The organism is Rhodococcus sp. BP-160 (assembly GCF_019836205.1).
Lineage (GTDB): Bacteria > Actinomycetota > Actinomycetes > Mycobacteriales > Mycobacteriaceae > Rhodococcoides.
Window position 1 is genome coordinate 64,964 of the sequence record NZ_JABUEK010000003.1, and the last position, 20,868, is coordinate 85,831.

The following is a 20,868-nucleotide window of genomic DNA, read 5'->3' on the forward strand; positions in this document are numbered from 1 at the left end:
CTCCGGCCTGCCCGCCTACCCCGACCGGCCTCCGGCCTCCTCGCCTCAGCGGACGGGCGTCGTCCCGGCCGGAACACTCGCCTCGACCGACGGATCCGGAACCGCAGCCCCGTGCCCACCGAAGTTCGGGCGCGCGTAGAAGAGCGTCGCGATCGCTCCGACCAGCAGGACCGCGGCCGGGAGGTACAGCGACTGGGCGAGCGCGGTGGCGAACGGTTCCGCCACCTGTGCCGGCACCCGGCCCGTGGACAGCTCGCCCGACGCGCCGGCCGCACCGGCGAACGGCACCTCGGCGGAGATGCGGGACTGCATCAGCACGCCGATACCCGCACTGCCCAGCACGGACCCGATCATGCGGGTGGTGTTGTAGACGCCGCTGCCCGCGCCGGCCTGCGACATCGGCAGGTTGCGGGTGGCCGTGGCACCGAGCGGAGACCAGATGAGCGCGTTGGCCACACCCATCAGGGCGATGGGCATGAGGAGCCGGACGATCGCCGTGGTCGGTGTCATCTCCATCGCGAGCCAGACGAGGGCGACGGTGAGCAGGGTCAGGCCGGTACCGGCGATGTAGCGCGGGTGCACGCGGTCCACCAGACGGCCGACGTTGGGCGCGAGCACGCCGGTGAGCACCGCCATGGGCACGAACAGCAGGGCCGAACGCGTGGGCGTCAGTCCGGTGACGCTCTGCGCGTAGAACATGATCGGCAGCATCATGCCGGTCATCGCGAAGCCCATGGCCGCGATGCCGATGTTGCTGAGCGAGAAGTTCCGATCGCGGAACAACCCGAGCGGCACCAGAGGCTCGTTGCGGTTGCGCGACTGCCACACGATGAACGCGGCGAAGACGACCACGCCGACGGCGATGGAGGTCCAGATCCACCCGTTCCAGTCGTACTTCTGACCCTCCTGCAGACCGAAGACGATGAAGAACAGGCCGGCGGCGGACAGCACGACGCCGGGGATGTCGAACTTGTGGTCGTTGGTGGGGAGCGTCGGCACGAACGTGACGGCCAGTGCGATGGCGACGACACCGACGGGGAGGTTGATGAAGAAGATCCACTCCCACCCGAACGCGTCGACCAGCACGCCACCGAGCAGCGGACCCACCAGGGTCGCGACGCCGGCGACCGCGCCCCAGGCGCCCATCGCGGCACCGCGCTTGTCCTTGGGGAAGATGCGGGTGATGACGGCCATGGTCTGCGGCGTGATCATCGCGGCGCCCAGGCCCTGCACGGCGCGCGCGGCGATGAGCATCTCGATCGACCCCGACACGCCACACCACAGCGAGGCGAGAGTGAAGACGACGAGCCCGCCGATGTAGAGGTTCTTCGGCCCGAACCGGTCGCCCAGACGGCCGGTCACGAGGAGCGGTACCGCGTACGCGAGCAGGTACGCACTGGTCACCCAGATGACGTTCGAGATGTCGGTCTGCAGACCCTCGAGGATCGCCGGCTGCGCGACGGCGACGATGGTGGTGTCCACGAGAATCATGAAGAAGCCGAGGCACAGGGTCCAGAGCGCGATCCAGGGGGACGCCTCCTTCACGGCCGGGCTGGTGGTGCTGGTCATCGGTGGTCCTGTCGTTCGGTGAGAATGCTGTCCAGCCAGGGGAGACGTCCGGAGTCGATGTCGTCGACGAAGGCCCGGAGCCAGGTGAGTTCGGCCTCGCGCAGGGCGAGGGTGTAGTCGAGGCCCACGGAGAAGAGCCGGGGAACGTGGCGATCGACGGCCATCGCATCGATGACGCGCATCTCGTCGAGATCCTTCTCCAGCAGAGCGATACGGGTACGGACGAGTGTCGCGACCTCCGGCCCGGGGAGGTTGTGCGACTCGGACAAGGCGAGGGTGAACTGCGAGTACTCGGGCGTGGGTTCCGCCAGGAGAGTACGCAGGGTGTCCGACAGAGCCGCCCGACCCGAGTCGGTCACCGAGTAGGTGGTGCGCTCGGGCCGATTACCTTCCCGTTCGGTGCCGACCGCCACGATCAGCTCACGCTCCGCCAGGCGGTCGACCGCGTGGTAGAGCGACCCCGGACGTACCTTGAGCAGTCGGTCGTCCTTGCGCTCGAGCAGGAGCTGATACATCTCGTACGGGTGCATCGGCCGCTCGAACAGGCACGCGAGCACGGCGATGGCCAGCGGTGTCACGCGTTCCATGTCGATCCCCTCGCCCGTATATTCCGCTTGGAATATACGGCGCCGAGCATGGTCGCCACAAGCGGCGCTAGCGTGGACGGCGATGAACTCCCACCAGATCGACATCGTCCGTCTCGCCTGGGCGCGAGAACTGGGTCTTCCCGACGACGCCTCGCTCGACGACGCGGAGCGGTTGCACGTGGTCGACGACGACGCGACCCGCCTCACGTTCGTCGTCCTGGACGGCCACGCGGTCCTGGTCGGACCCGGCGACATCCTCGACCACGCCGAGGCACTGGGCAACGACGTGCTCGCGACGCGGGACGGTCTCGCCGAGCTCGCGGGACAGCGCCGGGGTCGTTGCGGTGGACCACGGGTCCTCGCCTTCCTCGACGACAGTCACGACGACGTGCGCGTCGAACACCCTCTGATCTCCCACGACGGGCACGACGTGGACCGCGTCCTCGCACTGGTGCCTCCCGACGACGCCACCGGGATCCGCGCGGTCGGCGTCGACTCGTGGTTCACGGTGTTCGACGACGCCGACGGTGAGGACGACGCTCTCCCCGCGGCCGCTGCCGGGTACGTCGAGTGGCGCGGCTTCCTCGCCGACACCGTCGCGGTCACCGTGCCGTCACGACGCCGGCGGGGGTACGGCTCGACCGCCGCACGGCTGGCCACGAACGAGGCCATCGACGCGGGACTCGTGCCGCAGTGGTCGGTGCCGATGGACAACGCGACCGCCCGGCTGTTCGGCCTCTCGCTCGGCTTCACCGAACTGGGAGTGCACATCGGGATGGAATTGACCGACCCCGGGTAAGTTACGACCATGAGCACCGACAGCGGTACCCCGTCCTACGTGGAGAAGGGCGGCTTCGACCGCGACACGAACTACATCGAGGACCGCATCACCGACGATCCGTCGTCGCGCTACCCGGTGGAGGCCGGTCGTTACCGCCTCGTCGTGGCCCGCGCCTGCCCGTGGGCCAACCGCGCCATCATCGTGCGTCGGCTCCTGGGTCTCGAGGACGCCATCTCGATGGGAGTGTGCGGACCGACCCACGACAAGCGGAGCTGGACCTTCGATCTCGATCCCGACGGCCTCGACCCGGTGCTGAAGATCCCACGTCTGCAGGACGCGTTTCTCGCGCGCTTCCCCGACTACCCACGCGGGATCACCGTGCCCGCCATGGTGGAGGTGTCGACGGGCGAGGTGGTCACCAACGACTACCCGCAGATGACGCTCGACTTCTCGACGGAGTGGACGCGGTACCACCGTGAGGGCGCACCCGACCTGTACCCGGAAGCGTTGCGCGGCGAGATCGACGAGGTGGCGGAGCTGATCTTCCACGACGTCAACAACGGCGTCTACAAGTGCGGTTTCGCCGGCTCCCAGAGCGCGTACGAGAAGGCGTACGACGCTCTCTTCGCGAGACTGGACTGGCTGAGCGACCGCCTCGAGAACCAGCGATTCCTGGTGGGCGACACCATCACCGAAGCCGACGTCCGCCTGTTCACGACGCTGGCGCGGTTCGATCCCGTCTACCACGGCCACTTCAAGTGCAACCGGAGCAAGCTCTCCGAGATGCCGGTGCTGTGGGCCTACGCCCGAGACCTGTTCCAGACACCGGGCTTCGGCGACACCACGGACTTCGTGCACATCAAGTCGCACTACTACGAGGTGCACACCGACATCAACCCGACCGGCATCGTGCCCAAGGGGCCGGACCTGTCGAGCTGGTTGAGCCCACACGGCCGGGAAGCGTTGGGCGGCAGGCCGTTCGGAGACGGCACTCCCCCGCCGCCGCCGAAGGAGTCGGAGCAGGTTCCGGCCGAGCACTGGGCCTGACGACCCGGACGGGTCGGGAGGATCTGCGTCAGGGACGCAGAGTGAGAATCCTCGGCCCGTCCTCGGTGACGGCGACCGTGTGCTCCCAGTGCGCGGATCGCGATCCGTCCGTGGTGACCACGGTCCAGTCGTCGTCCAACACGCGGGTCTCGTGGGTGCCCAGTGTCAGCATCGGCTCGATGGCGAGCGTCGAACCCACCACCAGCTCGGGGCCCTTGCCCGGCGCACCCTCGTTGGCGAGGAACGGCTCCATGTGCATCTCGCGACCGATGCCGTGGCCGCCGTAGCCGTCGACGATGCCGTACGCGCGGCCGTGCGCCGCCGAGGCGGCCAGCGTGCCCTGCTCGATGGCGTGCGAGACGTCGGTCAGGCGGTTGCCCGGGAGCATCGCGGCGATACCGGCCTCCATCGACAACCGAGTGGCCTCGCTCAGCTGCTCGTCTGCCTCGATGACGGCACCGACACCGAACGTCCAGGCGGAGTCGCCGTGCCAGCCGTCGAGAATGGCGCCGCAGTCGATCGAGATGAGGTCACCCTCGGCGAGCACGTCGGACGAGTTCGGGATGCCGTGCACGACGCGATCGTTGATCGAGCTGCAGATGCTGCCCGTGAAGCCGTGGTACCCGAGGAACGACGGCACCGCGCCGGCGGCGCGAATCACCGACTCGGCGACGGCGTCGAGTTCGAGCGTGGACACGCCGGGCTTCGCCGCGTCGCGCACCGCCACGAGAGCGGCGCCCACGACGGCCCCGGCCGCAGCCATGGCATCGAGCTCACCGGCGCTGCGGAACGGGACCACCTTGCGCTTACGTCCGAAAGCCATGGGTCAGTCGTCGCCCTGGATCGCGTCGATGACCTTCTTGTTCACGTCCTCGACCTCACCCACGGCGTCGACCGTCACGAGGCGACCGTGGCCCTTGTAGTACTCGAGCAGCGGAGCCGTCTCGTCGCGGTAGACCTTCATCCGGTTCCGGATGACGCTCTCCTTGTCGTCCTCGCGCCCACGGGCGAGCATGCGCTCGACCACGACGTCCTCGTCGATGACGAAGGAGACGACGGCGTCGAGCGTCGTGCCCGCGTCCTCGAGGATGGAGGCGAGTGAGTCGGCCTGATCGGTCGATCGCGGGAAGCCGTCGAGGATGAAGCCGTTGGTGGCGTCGGGCTCGGCCAGACGGTCGCGCACCATGTCCACGGTCAGCGCACTCGGGACCAGGTCGCCCGCGTCGAGGTACTTCTTGGCCTCGATGCCCAGGGGCGTCTTCTGGCCGATGTTCGCGCGGAAGAGATCGCCCGTCGAGACGTGGGGAATTCCCAGCTTCTCCGACAGCAGCGTCGCCTGCGTACCTTTGCCTGCTCCGGGAGGACCGAGGAGGACGAGTCTCACTTGAGGAACCCTTCGTAGTTGCGCTGCATCAGCTGGCTTTCGATCTGCTTCACCGTGTCGAGTCCCACGCTCACCATGATGAGCACCGCGGTTCCGCCGAAGGGCAGGTTCTGGGCGCCACCGGAGTTACCGATGTCGAGGAACAGGTTGGGAAGCACAGCGATGGTGCCGAGGTAGATGGCACCGGGCAGCGTGATGCGACTGAGAACGAAATTGAGGTAGTCGGCCGTCGGACGTCCCGGCCTGATGCCCGGGATGAATCCGCCGTACTTCTTCATCTCGTCGGCACGTTCCTCGGGGTTGAACGTGATGGCGACGTAGAAGTAGGTGAAGAAGACGATGAGGCCGAAGTAGATCGCGATGTACACCGGGTTCGCCGGGTTCACCAGATACGTGTTGATGGCGCGTTGCCACCAACTCGGATCCGCCGCCGTGCTGGCATTGGTCAGCTGGGCGATGAGATTGGGGAGGTACAGCAGCGACGACGCGAAGATCACCGGGATGACACCGGCCTGGTTGACCTTCAGCGGCAGGTAGGTGGACGAACCGCCGTACATGCGGCGGCCGACCATGCGCTTGGCGTACTGCACCGGGATGCGGCGCTGGCCCTGCTCGACGAAGACGACGCCGATGATGATGGCGAGAGCGGCGAGGCAGACGAGCGCGAAGACGATGCCGCCGCGGCTGTCGAGAATCGACTTGCCCTCGGACGGGATGCGCGAGGCGATGCCGGCGAAGATGAGCAGCGACATGCCGTTGCCGACGCCGCGCTCGGTGATGAGCTCGCCGAACCACATGACCAGGGCAGCACCCGCGGTCATGACCAGCACGATGGTGACCAGTCCGAAGATGGACGAGTCCGCGATGATGTCGAGGTTGCAGCCCTGGAGCAGCTGCCCGCGCGAGGCGAGCGCAACGAGACCCGTGGCCTGCAGGATCGCCAGCGCGATGGAGAGATAGCGCGTGTACTGCGTCATCTTCGCCTGGCCGGCCTGGCCCTCCTTGCGGAGTTCCTCGAACCGCGGGATGACCACGGTGAGGAGCTGGACGATGATGCTCGCGGTGATGAAGGGCATGATGCCGATCGCGAACACGGACAGCTGCAGCAGAGCGCCGCCCGAGAACAGGTTGATCAGCGAGTAGATGCCGGCGGAGTCGCCACCCGACACCTGGTCGATGCACTGACGGACGTTGCCGTAGTCGACACCGGGCGACGGCAGCGTCGCGCCGAAGCGGTACAGAGCGATGAGGCCGAGAGTGAAGAGGATCTTCCGTCTCAGGTCAGGTGTCCTGAGGGCCGACACAAAGGCGGAAAGCAACGATCCTCCTGGACGGGGTGACTAACGAGGGAGATGGTCGGGGCGCACTGGCACCCCGTCGAACTCTAACAGCGCCGCGGAGTGCGCAGCCCGGGCCGAGCCGGACAACCCACTCACCGTGGCACCGAACGGCCGATGGCCGCAGCACGAGAGTCGTACCACGGCCATCGGTCCGTACTGCCGGAGGCCCGCTCACTCGTCGAGTGAGCGGGCCGCCGAACTCACAACTCGGTGACGGATCCGCCGGCTGCGTTGATCTTTTCCTTGGCACTGCCGGTGAACTTGTCGGCGGTGATGGACACCTTCACCGACAGGTCGCCGTCGCCCAGGATCTTGACGAGACGGTTCTTGCGCACCGCACCCTTGGCGACCAGATCGTCCTTGGAGATCTCGCCACCCTCGGGGAACAGTCGCTCGATGTCGACCAGGTTCACGACCTGGTACTCGACCCGGTTGCGGTTGGTGAAGCCCTTGAGCTTCGGCAGCCGCATGTGGATCGGCATCTGGCCACCCTCGAAGCCGGCCGGGACGTTCTTACGAGCGCCCGTGCCCTTGGTGCCACGACCTGCGGTCTTGCCGCGCTTTCCGCCTTCACCGCGACCGACGCGGATCTTCGCGCTCTTCGAACCCGGTGCGGGGCGAAGATGATGCAATTTGATGGTCACTTGGTGACCTCCTCAACGACGACGAGGTGACGCACCACGTTGATCAGCCCGCGGGTCTGCGGGGTGTCCTCGCGAATCACCGACTGGCGGATCTTCTTGAGGCCCAGCGTGCGAATGCTGTCACGCTGGTTCTTCTTCTGACCGATGGTGCTCTTGATCTGGGTCACTCTGAGGTCAGCCATGAGCTGCTCCTGCTGCTGCCTGGGCGCGAGCGCGCAGCATGCCGGCGGGAGCGACGTCCTCGATCGGCAGACCACGACGAGCCGCGACCTCTTCCGGACGCTGCAGGCTCTTGAGAGCCGCAACGGTGGCGTGCACGACGTTGATCGCGTTGTCGCTACCCAGCGACTTCGCGAGGATGTCGTGGACACCTGCACACTCGAGCACGGCACGCACCGCGCCACCGGCGATGACACCGGTACCGGGGCTTGCCGGGCGCAACATGACCACACCGGCCGCAGCCTCACCCTGGACGGGGTGCGTGATCGTGCTACCGATCAGCGGGACGCGGAAGAAGCTCTTGCGAGCCTCCTCGACACCCTTCTGAATGGCGGCCGGAACTTCCTTGGCCTTGCCGTAGCCGACGCCGACCAGACCGTTGCCGTCTCCGACGATCACGAGGGCGGTGAAGCTGAAGCGACGACCACCCTTCACGACCTTGGAGACGCGGTTGATCGCGACGACGCGCTCGAGGTTGTTCTTCTCGGGAGCGTTGCCGCCCCGCGAGTCGCGACGGTCGCGACCTCCACGGTTGTCTCCGCCGCGGTTGTCACCTCCGCCTGCATTGGGTCCTGCGTTGGCTCCGGCGGGTCCGCTGCCGCCGTCACGCCGTTGACGTCCCGGCATCAGGCTGTCCTTCCGTTGGTGAGCTGAATCTTCGCTGCGTTGGTCATCAGAACGTCAGCCCGCCTTCGCGAGCTGCATCGGCGAGTGCCGCGATGCGTCCGGCGTAACCGTGGCCACCGCGGTCGAAGACCACTGCCTCGATGCCGGCCGCCTTGGCACGCTCGGCGATGAGAGCGCCGACCTTCGCGCCACGGGCCTTCTTGTCGCCCTCGGTCGCGCGCACATCGGCCTCGATGCTGGACGCGGACGCGAGAGTGCGGCCGGTCAGATCGTCGATCAGCTGTGCGTGCAGGTGACGCGAGGAACGGTTGACGACCAGACGGGGACGCTCGGCGGTTCCGGAGACCTTCTTGCGAAGACGGAAGTGGCGGCGCGTCTTGGACAGGCGACGACGCGTGGAGGCGTCCTTGCCCAGCGGGATGCGCTTCGGGTTCGCGTCGGAACCCTTCGTTGCTGCGGAGTTGCTCATCACTTACCTGTCTTTCCGACCTTGCGGCGGATCTGCTCACCCTCGTACCGAACGCCCTTGCCCTTGTACGGGTCGGGACGACGGAGACGACGGATGTTGGCAGAGATCTGGCCGACCTTCTGCTTGTCGATACCCGAGACCGAGAATCGGGTGGGCGTCTCGACCGCGAAGGTGATGCCGTCGGGCGCCGTGATCGGCACCGGGTGGCTGTAGCCGAGAGCGAACTCGAGGTCGCTGCCCTTCAGTGCCACGCGGTAACCGACGCCGTGAATCTCCATCTTCGTGGTGTAACCGGTGGTCACACCCGTGATGAGGTTCGCGACGAGAGTGCGCGAGAGGCCGTGGAGCGAGCGGCTACGACGCTCGTCGTCCGGCCGGTTGACCGAGAGGGATCCGTCATCGTTCTTGGCGATGGTGATCGGCTCGGCGATGGTGAGACTCAAGGTGCCCTTGGGTCCCTTGACGGTGACATCCTGGCCGGCGATGGTGACATCGACTCCGGCGGGAACTGTCACAGGAAGCTTTCCGATACGCGACATAGTGGTGGCCTCCCTTACCAGACGTACGCGAGGACTTCGCCGCCGACGCCCTGATTGGCCGCCTGGCGATCGGTCAGCAGGCCGGTGGACGTGGAGATGATCGCCACGCCGAGGCCGCCGAGCACCTTGGGCAGATTGGTGGATTTTGCGTACACACGCAGTCCGGGCTTGGACACCCGACGCACACCGGCGAGGCTGCGCTCGCGGCTGGGGCCGTACTTGAGGTCGACGATGAGGGTCTTGCCCACCTCGGCGTCCTCGGTGCGGTACTCGGAGATGTAGCCCTCACGCTTGAGGATCTCGGCGATGTTCGCCTTGATCTTCGAGTGAGGCAGCTTCACCTGATCGTGGTACGCCGAATTGGCGTTGCGCAGACGCGTCAAGAAGTCTGCGATCGGGTCGGTCATGGTCATGACAGAGTTCATGGCCCTTTCTCGCAGCGGTTCCCATGCAGCACGTGCGAGCTGGTGCCCTGGTAGCAGGGCCTGACTCGTCCCGTCGTGGGCCTACAGCGAAGTGTTCTGTCCTGACCGACTGTTGCCGGTCAGGGGTTGCGCTCCTGCCAGTGCAGACGTGAGCACTGGCGGGTGTTTCGAGCATCATGGCAAGAAACCTGAGTAGCTCGGGTCGTATGCAGGCATGACGGTACCCGGGCAACCGGTCAAGTGTAAGGGAGTGACCTGCGGGGACCAAATCGGTGCAGGTAGGGCGGGTGGTGCCGGTGCTGCGAGGGGTGCGCGCACCGGTTCCGGTGGGCTCGGGTGGACGGCGTGGGGTGCTGCGAGGGGTGCGCACACCGGTTCCGGTGGGCGGACACCCTCTGCAGCCTGCGGCAAGGGGTGTGCGCATCACGGAACAAGTGCGCGGCAGTGGTGTCGGCCGGGTGCGGCGTGAGGTGCCGGTGTGGCACTCGCCAGTGCCGCAGGGGGTGTGCACACAGGTTGCGGTGGGCGAGCACCCCCTCCGGCCTGCCGCAACAGGTGTGAGCCTCACGGGAGGTGTGCACGGTGCCCAGCGCCGGCCCGGACTGACGCACCGGTTCACCGCGACATCGGTCGGGTTCAGCCGCGGAACCAAGTTCGGTGACCGATTGGTCCGTTTCGCTCCGCCATTCTCGTTCAGCCTTTTAGTGTCCATTCACAACGTTTATCGCGCACGACGAGTGATGGAGGACGATGTGAAGACCGGTGTACGCACATTCGGCAAGGTCGGAATGGTGGGAGCGGCAGCTGCTGCGGCGCTGTTGGCAGGGTCGGGAACGGCGTCGGCGGCGGTGCTCGCCGTCGTCGCGGTACCCACGCCCGGCGTCGAATCGATCAGCACGCTGGTGACCGTGACACCCGCTCTCGCCTTCACGGGCGCGGTGGACTGCACCGTCACCGCGACCGAAGTGGGTGACGAGACCAACACGGCGAGCGCCTCGGGCCCCGCCACGCCATTCCTGCCGATCGCTCCCGCCGTCGGCACCGTCGTCATCGACGGACTCGAGGCCGGGCTCTACAGCGTCGCGGTGACGTGTGACGACGGCGGCACATCGGTCGACACGCTCGTCGACCTCCCCGTCACAGTGCTTCCGGAGGGCAGCCTCCCGCCTGTCGTCCCACCTGTCGGTGGCGGTGGCTCTCTGCCGTTGGACATCTTCGAGAGCTGACGCTCGACGACGCGAGCCCCGGTCCTCAGGGAGGTCCGGGGCTCGTCTCGTGCGCGGGTCGACCCCGCCGGTCAGTCCTTGCCGTCTCCCCGATCACGCACCCGGTCACCGAGGTTCGCCTTCTCGTCGCGGTCGAGCGCATCCACGTCGATGAAGCGCGACTTGCCCTGCGTGGCACGGTTGACGAAGAACGTCACCACCCACAGCGCCACACCGAGGAGCAGCATCGCGCCGGCGATGCGGTACTGGATCATCTGCGCATCGGTCCGCGCCCACGGTCCGACGAGGAACAGGCACAGCGTGCCGCCCGTCACCGGAACCCACAGCGGCGCACTGAAGCCCGTCGTCTCCTTCTTGCGCTTGAGCACCAGGTTGGCGACGTTGACCACCGCGAACACGCAGAGCAGCAGCAGCCCGGTCGTTCCGGAGAGAGCGCTGACGACCGAGTTCCCCTGCAGCTGGTTGACCACCACGATCAGCACCAGTGCCATGACGGTGGAGAACATGATGGCCGCCCACGGCGAGCGACGCGTCGGCAGAACAGCGCTCAGCGACTTGGGCAGGATGCGCTGACGCCCGAGGCCGTAGATCAACCGACTCGCCATCAGCATGTTGATGAGCGCGGTGTTGGCGACGGCGAACACCGTCAGGTACGGGAAGATCTCGTCGATCGGCAGTCCCGGTGCGCCGAGTCGCACGACGTGGAGCAGGATGCCCTCGCTGCCGGAGTCGTAGTCCAGCGGCAGGACCGCGATCACGGCCACGACGACGAGAACGTAGATGAGGCAGGCGATGCCGAGTCCGGAAAGCATCATCTTCGGGAAGATCTTCTCGGGCTCCTTGGTCTCCTCGACCATGTTCACCGAGTCCTCGAAGCCGACCATCGCGAAGAAAGCAATGGTGGTCGCGACGGTGACGGCGAGGAACCAGCCCTTCTCGTTGGCGTCGTCGAACACGACCAGATTGGCGATGTCGCCCTCGGCGCTACCACTTCCCACCGCGACGAAGCCGATCGCGATGACGATGGCGAGCGCTGCCATCTCGATGATCGTCAGGATCACGTTGAACTTGACCGACTCGCCGACACCGCGCAGATTGATCGCCGCCAGCAGCAGCATGAAGGCCAGTGCGACCACCAATTGCGCTGTGTCGCCGGTGGGTACGTCGAACCACCCGATGCCGTCCTCGGTACTGAAGGTCTCGTGCAGGCCGGCCAACAGGTTGCCCGCCACCACGTTCGAGGACGTCGAGGCGCTGGTGATGCCGGAGCAGATGACGGCGAACGCGACGAGGAACGTCGCGAAATGGATGCCGAAGGCCTTGTGCGTGTACAGCGCGGCGCCGGCGGCCTGCGGGTACTTGCACACCAGCTCGAGATAGGAGAACGCGGTCAGCGTCGCCACGACGAAGGCGAGGATGAACGGCAGCCACGCCATTCCACCGACATTGGCGATCATGTCGCCTGTCACGGCGTAGACGCCGGCGCCCAGGATGTCGCCGACGATGAAGAGCAACAGCAGTCCGGGTCCGAGGACCCGCTTGAGTTCCGGCGTGGCCGAGGTCTCGGTCTCCGCGGTCTGAGTCATGATTCCTCCGCTCGCTCCCCCGTCGCGCAACCCTAAGCCCGACGCCGTGTCCGCGCGCGGCATATGGTGCGGACACGCAGAAGGGATTGCGACCATGAAGCTACGCACCGAGTTGGTGTCGACCGGGGGAAATACCGCCGGATTCCGGATTCCGGACGAGGCGGTGGAGGCCTTGGGAGGCGGGAAGCGCCCGAAGGTGGCGGTGACCGTCTCGGGCTTCACCTACCGCTCGTCGATCGCGCGGATGGGCGACGAGTACTGGCTGGGGATGAGTCAGGATCGACGCCGCGACGCCGACATCGAACCCGGCCGGGAGTACGACCTCGACATTGTCCTTGACCACGCCGTTCGTACCGTCGACGTGCCGCAGGATCTCGCGGACGCCCTCGCGGCCGACACGAGTGCCGCTGCGACGTGGAAGTCATGGTCGTACACGAAGCAGAACCAGGTAGCGGTGGGACTGACCGGTGCCAAGAAGCCGGAGACCCGCGCCGCGCGACTGGCGAAGGCGCTGGCAGAACTCCGGTCCTGAACGCCCGGCTTTCACCGGGGATGAGAAGCGATACCGATTTCTCGTGGGTCCTGCGTGATGGACCCGACTTCGACCCCACGTTCCGTGGCGACATGGTGTTCGATCTCGCGCCCCGAACCGTCGAAACTCAGCCGATAGCTGCGGACGTCTGCGTGGAAAACCCATCGAGCCAGTGACTCGACCACCTCACGAACAGAACCCTCGCACGCGGGGCACCCCTCGGGAGACGCTTCCTGGTGCTGCTCGCACAGCACCATTTCGGTCTCATCAACGTGACCGGGGTCGTAGAGACTGGCCTCCGGCGGCCACTCGATGTCGTACCAGTGGCCCGGATCGATGCCGTACTGCGCGATGACCCGTTCCAACGCCGTCCACTTGTCGGCGGCCGTCCACGGAACTTCCGGGGGAAGGGCAACGTCTTCGATCGGACTTGACCCCGAATACTCGGCCGGACTGCCCAGTTTCTCGGACTCGACACCTACAGACCGCACGCGCTCGGCGGGAGGGTCGAGTGTTTTCGTGGCGTCCCTCAGGTCGCGGTGACGACCCTCATGCACCGCTTGCGCGGGAACTGTTCGAGCGACGTACTCACCCATCACGTCGTCGACGGCACGGTCATGGGCTTCGAAGGCCCAACCTACTGCGGACCTGCCCGACATGGTGTCGGTGCTCGCTTGCGCGTACTCCTCCCACAGCTTCCCAGCCCTGTGCTGAACGGCGTCGGTGATGTCGGCCATTGTCGCGCGGAAGCCGTCGGGCGTGTCGAGCGCGGCGGCATGTGAGTACCGGTCTCTGACAATGGTGAGCGCGGTGTGGATCGGGTCAGTCATGTTCTCCCCCTCGAGCGTCATACTTGGCCTCAGCGATGCGCGGTGCCATCATTTCCATCTGTTCGATCACTGTTCTGATGGCCGCGGGTTGTTTGTCCGGCGGATACTTGTACTTCACCAGCAGGCGCTTGACCGACGACCGCAACTTGGCCCTGACATCGTCCCGAACAGTCCAGTCGAACTTGGTGTCTCGCTGCATGATCCCGACGAGTTCGCGGGCGATCTCGGCCAACACCTTGTCACCCTGCAGCTCGACGGCAGACTCGTTGGTCGCCACAGCATCGTAGAACGCGAGCTCGTCTTCGGTGAGCTCTGGAATGAACTTCTTACCGCGGTCACTCTCCGCTGCAACCTCTCTGGCCAAGTCGATCAGCTCCGCGATGACTTCTGCGGATGTCAGCTGCTGATTGGTGTAGCGATTCATCAGCTCGGTGATTCGTTCGGAGAAGTCGCGTTGACGCACGACGTTGTTGCGCGTCGCTTTCGACGACTCCTCGGTGAGGGTGGCCCGCAGGGCTTCGATGGCAAGGTGCGAGTTCGGGGTGGCGAGCGCTTTCGACTGGAAGTCCGGCCCAAGATCCGAGAGTGATGGCTTCGGCAAGCCGGCAGCTTCATAGATGTCGACTATGTCTCCGGACGCGGTCGAGGTCGCGATGACCGATGCAAGCAGTCGCGCGATCTCCTCCGGGATCGGCTTTCCCGAGCTCTGTCTGTCGTTCGCGTCGAACTTGCCCATCCACACGCGCACTTCTTCGAAGAACTGGATGGTGGGTTTGAGCTCGTCGAGCGATGTCGCGCCGCCGGCGAGCGCCCAGGCGCGAGCCAAGCTGCTCGCGAGCCGGCGAAAAGCATCTCCTACCGATTCGTCCCCGTCTGCGGTGGGGACTCGCGGAGCGTCGGGCGCGCGTAAGTGGTTGGTCAATCCGACCGCGGCCTCTACCCACCCACGGTTCCCGACTGTCCACTTCTCGCGCCATGCGTAGTGCGAGCAGACATGTTCGAGCTTCTGCACGAGTTCGATGGTGAGCGCGACGGCTTCGTCGACGTTGCGGCCGACGGGCGCTTTCTTTCGATCGGCGTCGCTGTACTCCGCAAGAGCCTTCTGAAGATTGTCGACCAGGGGCGCGTAGGCCACGAGCAACCCGGATGGCTTGCCGCGGAATGTGCGATTGACGCGGGCGAGCGTCTGCATGAGGAGCGCGCCTTTGAGCGAACGATCGAGGTAGAGGGTGTGTAGCGGTGGGGCGTCGAACCCGGTGAGCATCATGTCCTTCACGATCACGATTTGCAGTTCGTCGTCGGGATCCTTGAGCCGCTTCTGGATGACCTTGTTCTGCGCATCTCGGCGAACGTGCTTCGAGATGGGTTCTTGGTCCTTCGCCGATCCCGAGTACACGACTTTGATGACTCCGCGATCGACGGCGTCGTCATGCCACTCGGGCCTGAGCGTGGTGATCTCGTCGTAGAGTCGTGCGCAGATGTCCCGTGTCGCCCCGACGATGAAGGCCTTTCCCGGGCTGTTCAGGAATACTTGCATGGCCTTCGACCGCTGGTCCCAGTGCTGGACGATGTCAGACGCCAACGCCTCGAGGCGCTCGGGCGCCCCGTAGACGGCGTTGATGACGGCAACAGATTTCTCGATCTGATCGCGTTCGACGTCGTCGAGTCCCGCTGTCGCTTCGTCGGCGGCGCGGTCGAGATCGTCCTCAGACACACCGTCGGCCAGGGTCACTTGGATCAGACGCGCTTCGAAGAACACAGGCACGGTGGCACCGTCTTCGACTGCGCGCGCGAGGTCGTAGACATCGATGTACTCGCCGAAGACGTCGCGAGTGTTTCGCTCGTCGAACGAGATCGGGGTGCCGGTGAACGCGATGAGCGTGGCGTTGGGCACCGCGTCGGCCAGGTGGCGAGCGTATCCGTTGAGGTCGTCATAATGGCTTCGGTGAGCTTCGTCGACGACGACGATCACGTTGCGACGATTCGTGAGCAGCGGGTGGTCGGCACCGGACTCACGCTCACTCTTCGTCTTCCCGAACTTCTGCAAAGTGGTGAAGTAGATTCCACCCGTGGTGCGTTGGGTGAGCTCGTCGCGTAGCTGATCTCGGGTGGTGACCTTGATCGGAGTTTCGTCGAGCAGTTGTGATCGGTTGAACGTCTCGAAAAGTTGTCCATCCAACTCGCGTCTATCGGTGACGACGACGATGGTCGGATTCTTGAGCTTCGGCTGCTGCGCGACCAGATGCGCGTACAGCTCCATCTCCATGGACTTGCCCGACCCCTGGGTGTGCCAGACGACGCCGGCCTTGCCGTTACTCTCCGCGGCGGTGACGGTGCTTCCGACTGCGCGGGTGACCGCGAAGTACTGGTGGGGCTTCGCGATTCGTTTGATGAAACCGTCGGCTCCCGCGTCGAAGGCAACAAAGTTGCGCAGCAGCTGCAGGAAGCGTTCGGGGTTGAACACTCCGTCGACGAGGAACTCGAGCTCGATTCCGAGATGGTGGTCATCGACCGCCTGCCCGAGTTGGACGGGAGCACCGTCGTCGTTGACGTTCCATGGGGAGAAGTGTTCGAGCGGCGTGAACGGGGTTCCGTAGCGGGCCGTGATGCCGTCACTGATGACGGTCAGAACGACGGTCCGGAAAGCCATCGGAAATTCGCGGAGGTAGGTCTGCAGTTGCGCGTGTGCAGACGGGAGATCCGCGGCAGCCGAACCGGCTTGCTTGAGTTCGATGATCGACACCGGAAGACCGTTGAGGTAGAGCACGACGTCGAATCGTCGCTCGTGGTCAGAGGTTCGCACGGTGATCTGATTGACCGCGAGCAGCTCGTTCTCCTCGGGTCGATGCCCGACGATCTGAATGGTCGGCGTCTGTTCGATGCCGTTGTGGTCGATGTAGGTGATGCCCCGGTAGCCCTTGACCAGGAACTCGTGGATGCGGTGGTTCTCGGCGATAGCATCCTGGGATTCCGGTGTCAGGATCGCCGTGTGCGCCTGCACCAGATAGTCATACGGCACAGCAGGATTGAGGTCGCGCATCTTCGCGAGGAGGCGCTCGGGGAGCACGATCTCGCCCCAGGAGGTGCGGCCCAGATCGGTGCCCGGCGCGATTGCCGCCCCTTCGAGCGGCTTCCACTCCTGGTCGGCCAGCATTTCGAGAGCAATCTCTTCCCACTCGGCTTCGCTGAACTTGCTCATTAGCCGTCCTAATCCTTTAGTTGGTAGCTTTGGCTTCTACTGTTGCGTGGTCCGGTTGCCTCGACCTCGACAGCCTCCTGAAGAAGCTTCAGTCGACCGAGAACGGTGTAGGAAGGCATGCGCAGAGCCGCGCTGATGCGACGAGTAGTTTTGTGACCCACCCGAATTGCCTGGCGGATGGCGTCCAGATCAGCGGCGATACCGTGTGCTCCACCGCATCCGGCTCGAACAAACTTCGCTGCGGCGACTCCTGCGGTGTCCAACCGATACTCGCATAACGCTTTCCGCCTGACATGGTGGCGACGTCGCGCCCAGTAGAATCAGTGCCGTCGTCGTGTCAAGCTTCGCAAAGGTGCGCGGCGACCGACACCGTCCTCGTCGCACGAGGTCGTCGACGAGGTTACTGTCCAGGTCGTCCAGCGTGGCGCGTTCGACCGGTTCGATGTCGAACAACGGCTGTGTCTGGTTGCCGAGGAGCTGACTGACCTCGTAGTGCGCCAGGTGCGTGTCTCCGTCACCACTGCGAATGAAGGAGCCCTGGTACTCCCCACGGGCGGTGATGAAGCACGGTTTCTCAAGCGGATCAAGCTCCTGGATGTCCGCCCGCTGGACAGAAGCTCCCTCGAACTCCTCGATGTCGATCGGAGCTCGAAGCGCCGGCGTCAGCGATGCGGGGCGTACGGTGACCAGGGCGTCCCTGATCGGTCCTGCCTTGAATCCGGGCGCGGGGGGGAACCCGGACTGTTCCTCAAGGCCGAGGAAAACTGTGTTGGCGAAGGCGCTCAGCGTTGCTACTACAGTTTTCGACAGACCACCCGCTGCGGCCTTCACATCTACGACACTGAGGTCAGTGCCGACGTCGCGGAGCATCGCGACCAGCGCGGATGTTTCGATCACGGCAGCCCACCTCCCCCTCACACACTGTCTCTAACAGTAACTCCAACAACCTGGCGGTGACTCTGACAGGTGTTGGAGTTACTGCAACACCACCGACGGATCGACTCCGTCAGGACCTTGACCAGACTCTTTCAATCAAGCTTTTTGTCTGCGCTCGCACTCGAAGTCCCTGTTCGTGGTCAGAGCACATCCGACGCCCGACTTTCCGCGTCTTTCACCGTCATCTGGCCCGACATGAGGAGCGGCAAGATCTCGTCACGGGTGCGAGCCAAATGGAGGTTCTCGATCTCAGTCGCGAGCGCGAGGTCCCAACAACCTTGCATTTGCTGGCCGATGCGACCTACTTCCTCGATGGTCGGCACGTGAACCACCTCGTCAAGATGGTGCCGCTGTATGTGGCCCATGGTGGTTGCTTTGTCGGAGGCTGTTGCACGGAAGTCGGCCAGCTTTGTCTTGAGGGCTTGGTGAACGAACCACATCGGATAGTCATCGACAGGTATCACCTTGAATATATGTTGATTTATAATTGCCTCGGGTCGATACCATCGTGCGACTGTCAGAGAGCCGGACCAAGCGAACAGCAAATCTCCTGGTCGAGCCGTATTGTTTTCTGACACTTCGATGTCATTGCGAACAGTGGAGGCACCGATGCCTGAATTGAGCTCGGCAATCCTTACGACAACTCGACCCGTCCCACTCGCGCCTTTGGTATACGCCCGACCATTCACAAATGTAGCTAAGCTAGAAAGTGCTACCGCGGCGGATTTCCCAGATGTGCGCCACAACTCAGCAGCAAGCGACTCACAAGTCGGTATCATTCGTGCGTTCGCCGCAATTTTGTCGTCGAAAGCACCGAGGACTTCAGCAATTGCGATCTGATTTGCAACAGAAGGAAACCTAACAGTCATTTGCCGAAGGTGCGAAGGGCCAAAATGAGTCATTACGGAACCGACGCCCATTTCTCGAATCTGAGACTCGAAAGCTGGGTCGGTTAGCATATGACGAACATAACTTCGGTGCACTCGGTCGTTTTTTGGTCGAAAGCTGACGATACCTGTGTAAGGTATGGCGCCAGCTGCCCTCGCCGGAACTGTTGAAACTTCACCGAGTGAGGCGGAAGTACTCAGCAGCACATCGCCCGGCAGTAGCTTAAAGTGCTCCCATTTCTCTTCGACACGCGCCGGATCGAGGAAGTTGCACTTACTGAATATGTCCGCTCCATCCTTCAACCCTGCAAGCCGGATTAGCGGGACACCCTCATCTCTGAAGTCCGCCGCCATGATGCCGGGGCCCTCTCGGAATTGCAGCACTTCAGGCAGCGGGGTCAAATCCCATTCACCCACTGATTCGCTCCATCTGCTCGCGCACAACGGTCCCCAACCGATCAGACTCGTCCAGCGCTGCGAACAACTCAGACTTCAACCGCACAAGTTTCTTGTCGAGTGGCTCTCCGTCCTCAGCCGCCGCAGCCGCTCCAACGTACCGTCCCGGGGTAAGGGCATACCCGACTTCTTTGATGTCCGCCAGCTTCACTGACTTGCAGAAACCAAGCACATCCTCATACTCGAGCCCCTTGTCGTTGGCGGACTTCGAACCACGCCACGCACGGAAGGTGTCGCCGATCTTCACGATGTCCTCATCGGTCAACGCTCGCTCGGCACGGTCCACCATGTACCCCATCGCGCGAGCATCAATGAACAACACCTGTCCTGTGCGGTCGGTCGAACCACCTGCGCCCTTCGTCTTGTCCTTCGCGAAGAACCACAGGCACACCGGAATGCCGGTGCTGCGGAACAGCTGAGTGGGGAGGGCGATCATGCACGACACCAAGTCGGCGTCGACGATCTCAGCGCGAATATCGCCTTCGCCGTTCGAGTTCGACGACATCGAACCGTTCGCCAGCACCACACCGGCTTTACCCCCGGGCGCGAGCTTGTACAGAATGTGTTGCAGCCAGGCATAGTTCGCATTGCGCGCCGGCGGCACTCCGAAGCGCCACCTCGGGTCTTCCTCGTTGCGAGACCAGTCCTTGATATTGAACGGCGGGTTCGCCAACACGTAATCCATCTGGATGTCAGCATGCTGATCGCGAGCGAACGTGTCACCCCACCGCGCACCGAGGCCGTTGTTGTCGATCCCGTGGATGGCGAGGTTCATCTTCGCCATCCGCCAGGTCTCCTCGATGGACTCCTGACCGTAGACCGACACCTGCTTCGGATCACCATCGTGCTCGTAGATGAACTGCTCTGTCTGCACGAACATGCCGCCCGATCCGCAACATGGGTCGTAGATGCGACCTTTTGTCGGCTCCAGCACCTCGACCAGCACGCGCACAACGCTGCGCGGGGTGAAAAACTCCCCACCCCGTTTACCCTCTGCGCGCGCGAAGTTGCCGAGGAAGTACTCGTACACCTCGCCCATCAGATCGCGGGCCTTGTGCTCGCCTTGTCGGCTGAACCGAGCACTGTTGAACAGGTCGATCAACTCACCCAGGCGGCGCTGATCGATGTTGTCGCGGTTGTAGATGCGCGGCAACGTACCCAACAGTGACGGGTTGGCTCGCATGACCGCGGCCATAGCATCGTCGATCAGTTCACCGATCTGCTTGGCGGCCGAACCGTCGCGCGCGGGCTTCCCCTTGGCGTTCTCGGCCAGATATCCCCACCGCGCGACGACGGGGACGACAAACACCCCGTATCCGTGATACTCCTCGGGATCATCGATCAGGTCGCCGATCTGCTCGTCGTCCAGACCGTCCTTCTCGAGCTCGGAACGAATTGCCTCGCGTCGCTCGTCGTACGCGTCCGAGACGTACTTCAGGAACACGAGGCCGAGGATGACCTCCTTGTACTGGTTCGCCGATAGGGAGCCGCGCAGCTTGTCCGCGGCCTTCCACAAGGTGTCCTTGAGTTCTTTCATCGTCGACGGAGCCTGCGGCTCCGCCTTCTTTCGTCCAGCCATCAGTGA

Annotated in this window: 21 protein-coding genes; 4 read left to right on the forward strand and 17 right to left on the reverse strand. The window is 64.4% G+C overall.

Translation table 11 applies throughout. The annotated features are described in order from the left end of the window. Nucleotides 1-45 precede the first annotated feature (45 nt). Together HQ306_RS12260 and HQ306_RS12265 are read right to left on the reverse strand one after the other, a co-directional pair. On the reverse strand, nt 46-1,569 hold the full coding sequence (locus HQ306_RS12260) for an MFS transporter (protein WP_056441871.1): 1,524 nt from the start codon (nt 1,567-1,569) through the stop codon (nt 46-48). Then, the gene (locus HQ306_RS12265) at nt 1,566-2,156 is read right to left on the reverse strand and encodes a PadR family transcriptional regulator (RefSeq protein ID WP_056441868.1); all 591 of its coding nucleotides are present in this window, start codon (nt 2,154-2,156) and stop codon (nt 1,566-1,568) included. The genes HQ306_RS12260 and HQ306_RS12265 overlap by 4 nt, the downstream gene beginning before the upstream one ends. Before the next feature lie 82 nt (nt 2,157-2,238). Between HQ306_RS12265 and HQ306_RS12270 the strand changes: the two genes are divergently transcribed. Continuing rightward, entirely contained in the window at nt 2,239-2,955 is a 717-nt protein-coding gene (locus HQ306_RS12270; RefSeq protein ID WP_222631661.1) for a GNAT family N-acetyltransferase, read from the forward strand. A 9-nt stretch (nt 2,956-2,964) separates the two neighbouring features. Then, a complete protein-coding gene (locus HQ306_RS12275) occupies nt 2,965-3,984 on the forward strand; it encodes a glutathione S-transferase family protein (protein WP_222631663.1) in 1,020 nt (339 codons plus the stop codon). Between the two features lie 28 nt (nt 3,985-4,012). Here HQ306_RS12275 and map read toward each other — a convergent pair whose 3' ends face one another. The 9 genes from map to rpsH all read right to left on the reverse strand — a co-directional run bounded on the left by map (nt 4,013) and on the right by rpsH (nt 9,619). Continuing rightward, the gene (gene map, locus HQ306_RS12280; protein ID WP_222631665.1) at nt 4,013-4,807 is read right to left on the reverse strand and encodes a type I methionyl aminopeptidase; all 795 of its coding nucleotides are present in this window, start codon (nt 4,805-4,807) and stop codon (nt 4,013-4,015) included. Nucleotides 4,808-4,810: 3 nt separating this feature from the next. Next, on the reverse strand, nt 4,811-5,368 hold the full coding sequence (locus HQ306_RS12285; RefSeq protein ID WP_204868926.1) for an adenylate kinase: 558 nt from the start codon (nt 5,366-5,368) through the stop codon (nt 4,811-4,813). After that, a complete protein-coding gene (gene secY / locus HQ306_RS12290) occupies nt 5,365-6,687 on the reverse strand; it encodes a preprotein translocase subunit SecY (RefSeq protein ID WP_027504673.1) in 1,323 nt (440 codons plus the stop codon). Before secY ends, HQ306_RS12285 begins: the two co-directional genes overlap by 4 nt. Nucleotides 6,688-6,908: 221 nt before the next feature. Beyond that, on the reverse strand, nt 6,909-7,352 hold the full coding sequence (rplO, locus tag HQ306_RS12295) for a 50S ribosomal protein L15 (protein WP_027504672.1): 444 nt from the start codon (nt 7,350-7,352) through the stop codon (nt 6,909-6,911). Then, nucleotides 7,349-7,534: a 50S ribosomal protein L30 gene (rpmD, locus tag HQ306_RS12300; protein WP_027504671.1), complete on the reverse strand. Its 186-nt coding sequence runs from the start codon at nt 7,532-7,534 to the stop codon at nt 7,349-7,351. The genes rplO and rpmD overlap by 4 nt, the downstream gene beginning before the upstream one ends. Then, nucleotides 7,527-8,198, reverse strand: a complete 672-nt coding sequence (rpsE, locus tag HQ306_RS12305) for a 30S ribosomal protein S5 (RefSeq protein WP_027504670.1) — start codon at nt 8,196-8,198, stop codon at nt 7,527-7,529. The genes rpmD and rpsE overlap by 8 nt, the downstream gene beginning before the upstream one ends. 46 nt (nt 8,199-8,244) lie before the next feature. After that, nucleotides 8,245-8,667, reverse strand: a complete 423-nt coding sequence (gene rplR / locus HQ306_RS12310; RefSeq protein WP_037184745.1) for a 50S ribosomal protein L18 — start codon at nt 8,665-8,667, stop codon at nt 8,245-8,247. Beyond that, nucleotides 8,667-9,206 (reverse strand): 50S ribosomal protein L6, encoded by a 540-nt coding sequence (gene rplF / locus HQ306_RS12315; RefSeq protein ID WP_027504668.1) that lies wholly within the window; start codon nt 9,204-9,206, stop codon nt 8,667-8,669. The genes rplR and rplF overlap by 1 nt, the downstream gene beginning before the upstream one ends. Nucleotides 9,207-9,220: 14 nt before the next feature. Then, nucleotides 9,221-9,619 carry a 30S ribosomal protein S8 gene (gene rpsH / locus HQ306_RS12320; protein ID WP_027504667.1) on the reverse strand — a complete coding sequence of 133 codons (399 nt, stop codon included), beginning with the start codon at nt 9,617-9,619 and terminating at the stop codon, nt 9,221-9,223. 752 nt (nt 9,620-10,371) lie between these two features. Here rpsH and HQ306_RS12325 point away from each other — a divergent pair. Then, nucleotides 10,372-10,857 carry a hypothetical protein gene (locus HQ306_RS12325; protein ID WP_222631668.1) on the forward strand — a complete coding sequence of 162 codons (486 nt, stop codon included), beginning with the start codon at nt 10,372-10,374 and terminating at the stop codon, nt 10,855-10,857. 71 nt (nt 10,858-10,928) lie between these two features. Here HQ306_RS12325 and HQ306_RS12330 read toward each other — a convergent pair whose 3' ends face one another. Further along, nucleotides 10,929-12,443, reverse strand: coding sequence for an APC family permease (locus HQ306_RS12330; RefSeq protein WP_051613170.1), 1,515 nt, complete (start codon nt 12,441-12,443; stop codon nt 10,929-10,931). 94 nt (nt 12,444-12,537) lie between these two features. Between HQ306_RS12330 and HQ306_RS12335 the strand changes: the two genes are divergently transcribed. Next, complete coding sequence (locus tag HQ306_RS12335) at nt 12,538-12,975, forward strand: DUF1905 domain-containing protein (RefSeq protein ID WP_222631670.1); 438 nt, start codon at nt 12,538-12,540, stop codon at nt 12,973-12,975. Between the two features lie 11 nt (nt 12,976-12,986). Here the strand turns inward: HQ306_RS12335 and HQ306_RS12340 are convergent, their stop codons facing one another. From HQ306_RS12340 to HQ306_RS12360, 5 genes are all read right to left on the reverse strand, one after another. Then, complete coding sequence (locus HQ306_RS12340; RefSeq protein WP_222631672.1) at nt 12,987-13,805, reverse strand: hypothetical protein; 819 nt, start codon at nt 13,803-13,805, stop codon at nt 12,987-12,989. Further along, nucleotides 13,798-17,004 carry a type I restriction endonuclease subunit R gene (locus HQ306_RS12345; RefSeq protein ID WP_222631675.1) on the reverse strand — a complete coding sequence of 1,069 codons (3,207 nt, stop codon included), beginning with the start codon at nt 17,002-17,004 and terminating at the stop codon, nt 13,798-13,800. The genes HQ306_RS12340 and HQ306_RS12345 overlap by 8 nt, the downstream gene beginning before the upstream one ends. Nucleotides 17,005-17,193: 189 nt before the next feature. Then, on the reverse strand, nt 17,194-17,901 hold the full coding sequence (locus HQ306_RS12350; RefSeq protein WP_222631684.1) for a helix-turn-helix domain-containing protein: 708 nt from the start codon (nt 17,899-17,901) through the stop codon (nt 17,194-17,196). Nucleotides 17,902-18,080: 179 nt separating this feature from the next. Next, the gene (locus tag HQ306_RS12355) at nt 18,081-19,244 is read right to left on the reverse strand and encodes a restriction endonuclease subunit S (protein WP_222631686.1); all 1,164 of its coding nucleotides are present in this window, start codon (nt 19,242-19,244) and stop codon (nt 18,081-18,083) included. After that, nucleotides 19,237-20,862 carry a class I SAM-dependent DNA methyltransferase gene (locus tag HQ306_RS12360; protein WP_222631688.1) on the reverse strand — a complete coding sequence of 542 codons (1,626 nt, stop codon included), beginning with the start codon at nt 20,860-20,862 and terminating at the stop codon, nt 19,237-19,239. The genes HQ306_RS12355 and HQ306_RS12360 overlap by 8 nt, the downstream gene beginning before the upstream one ends. Nucleotides 20,863-20,868: the final 6 nt, after the last annotated feature.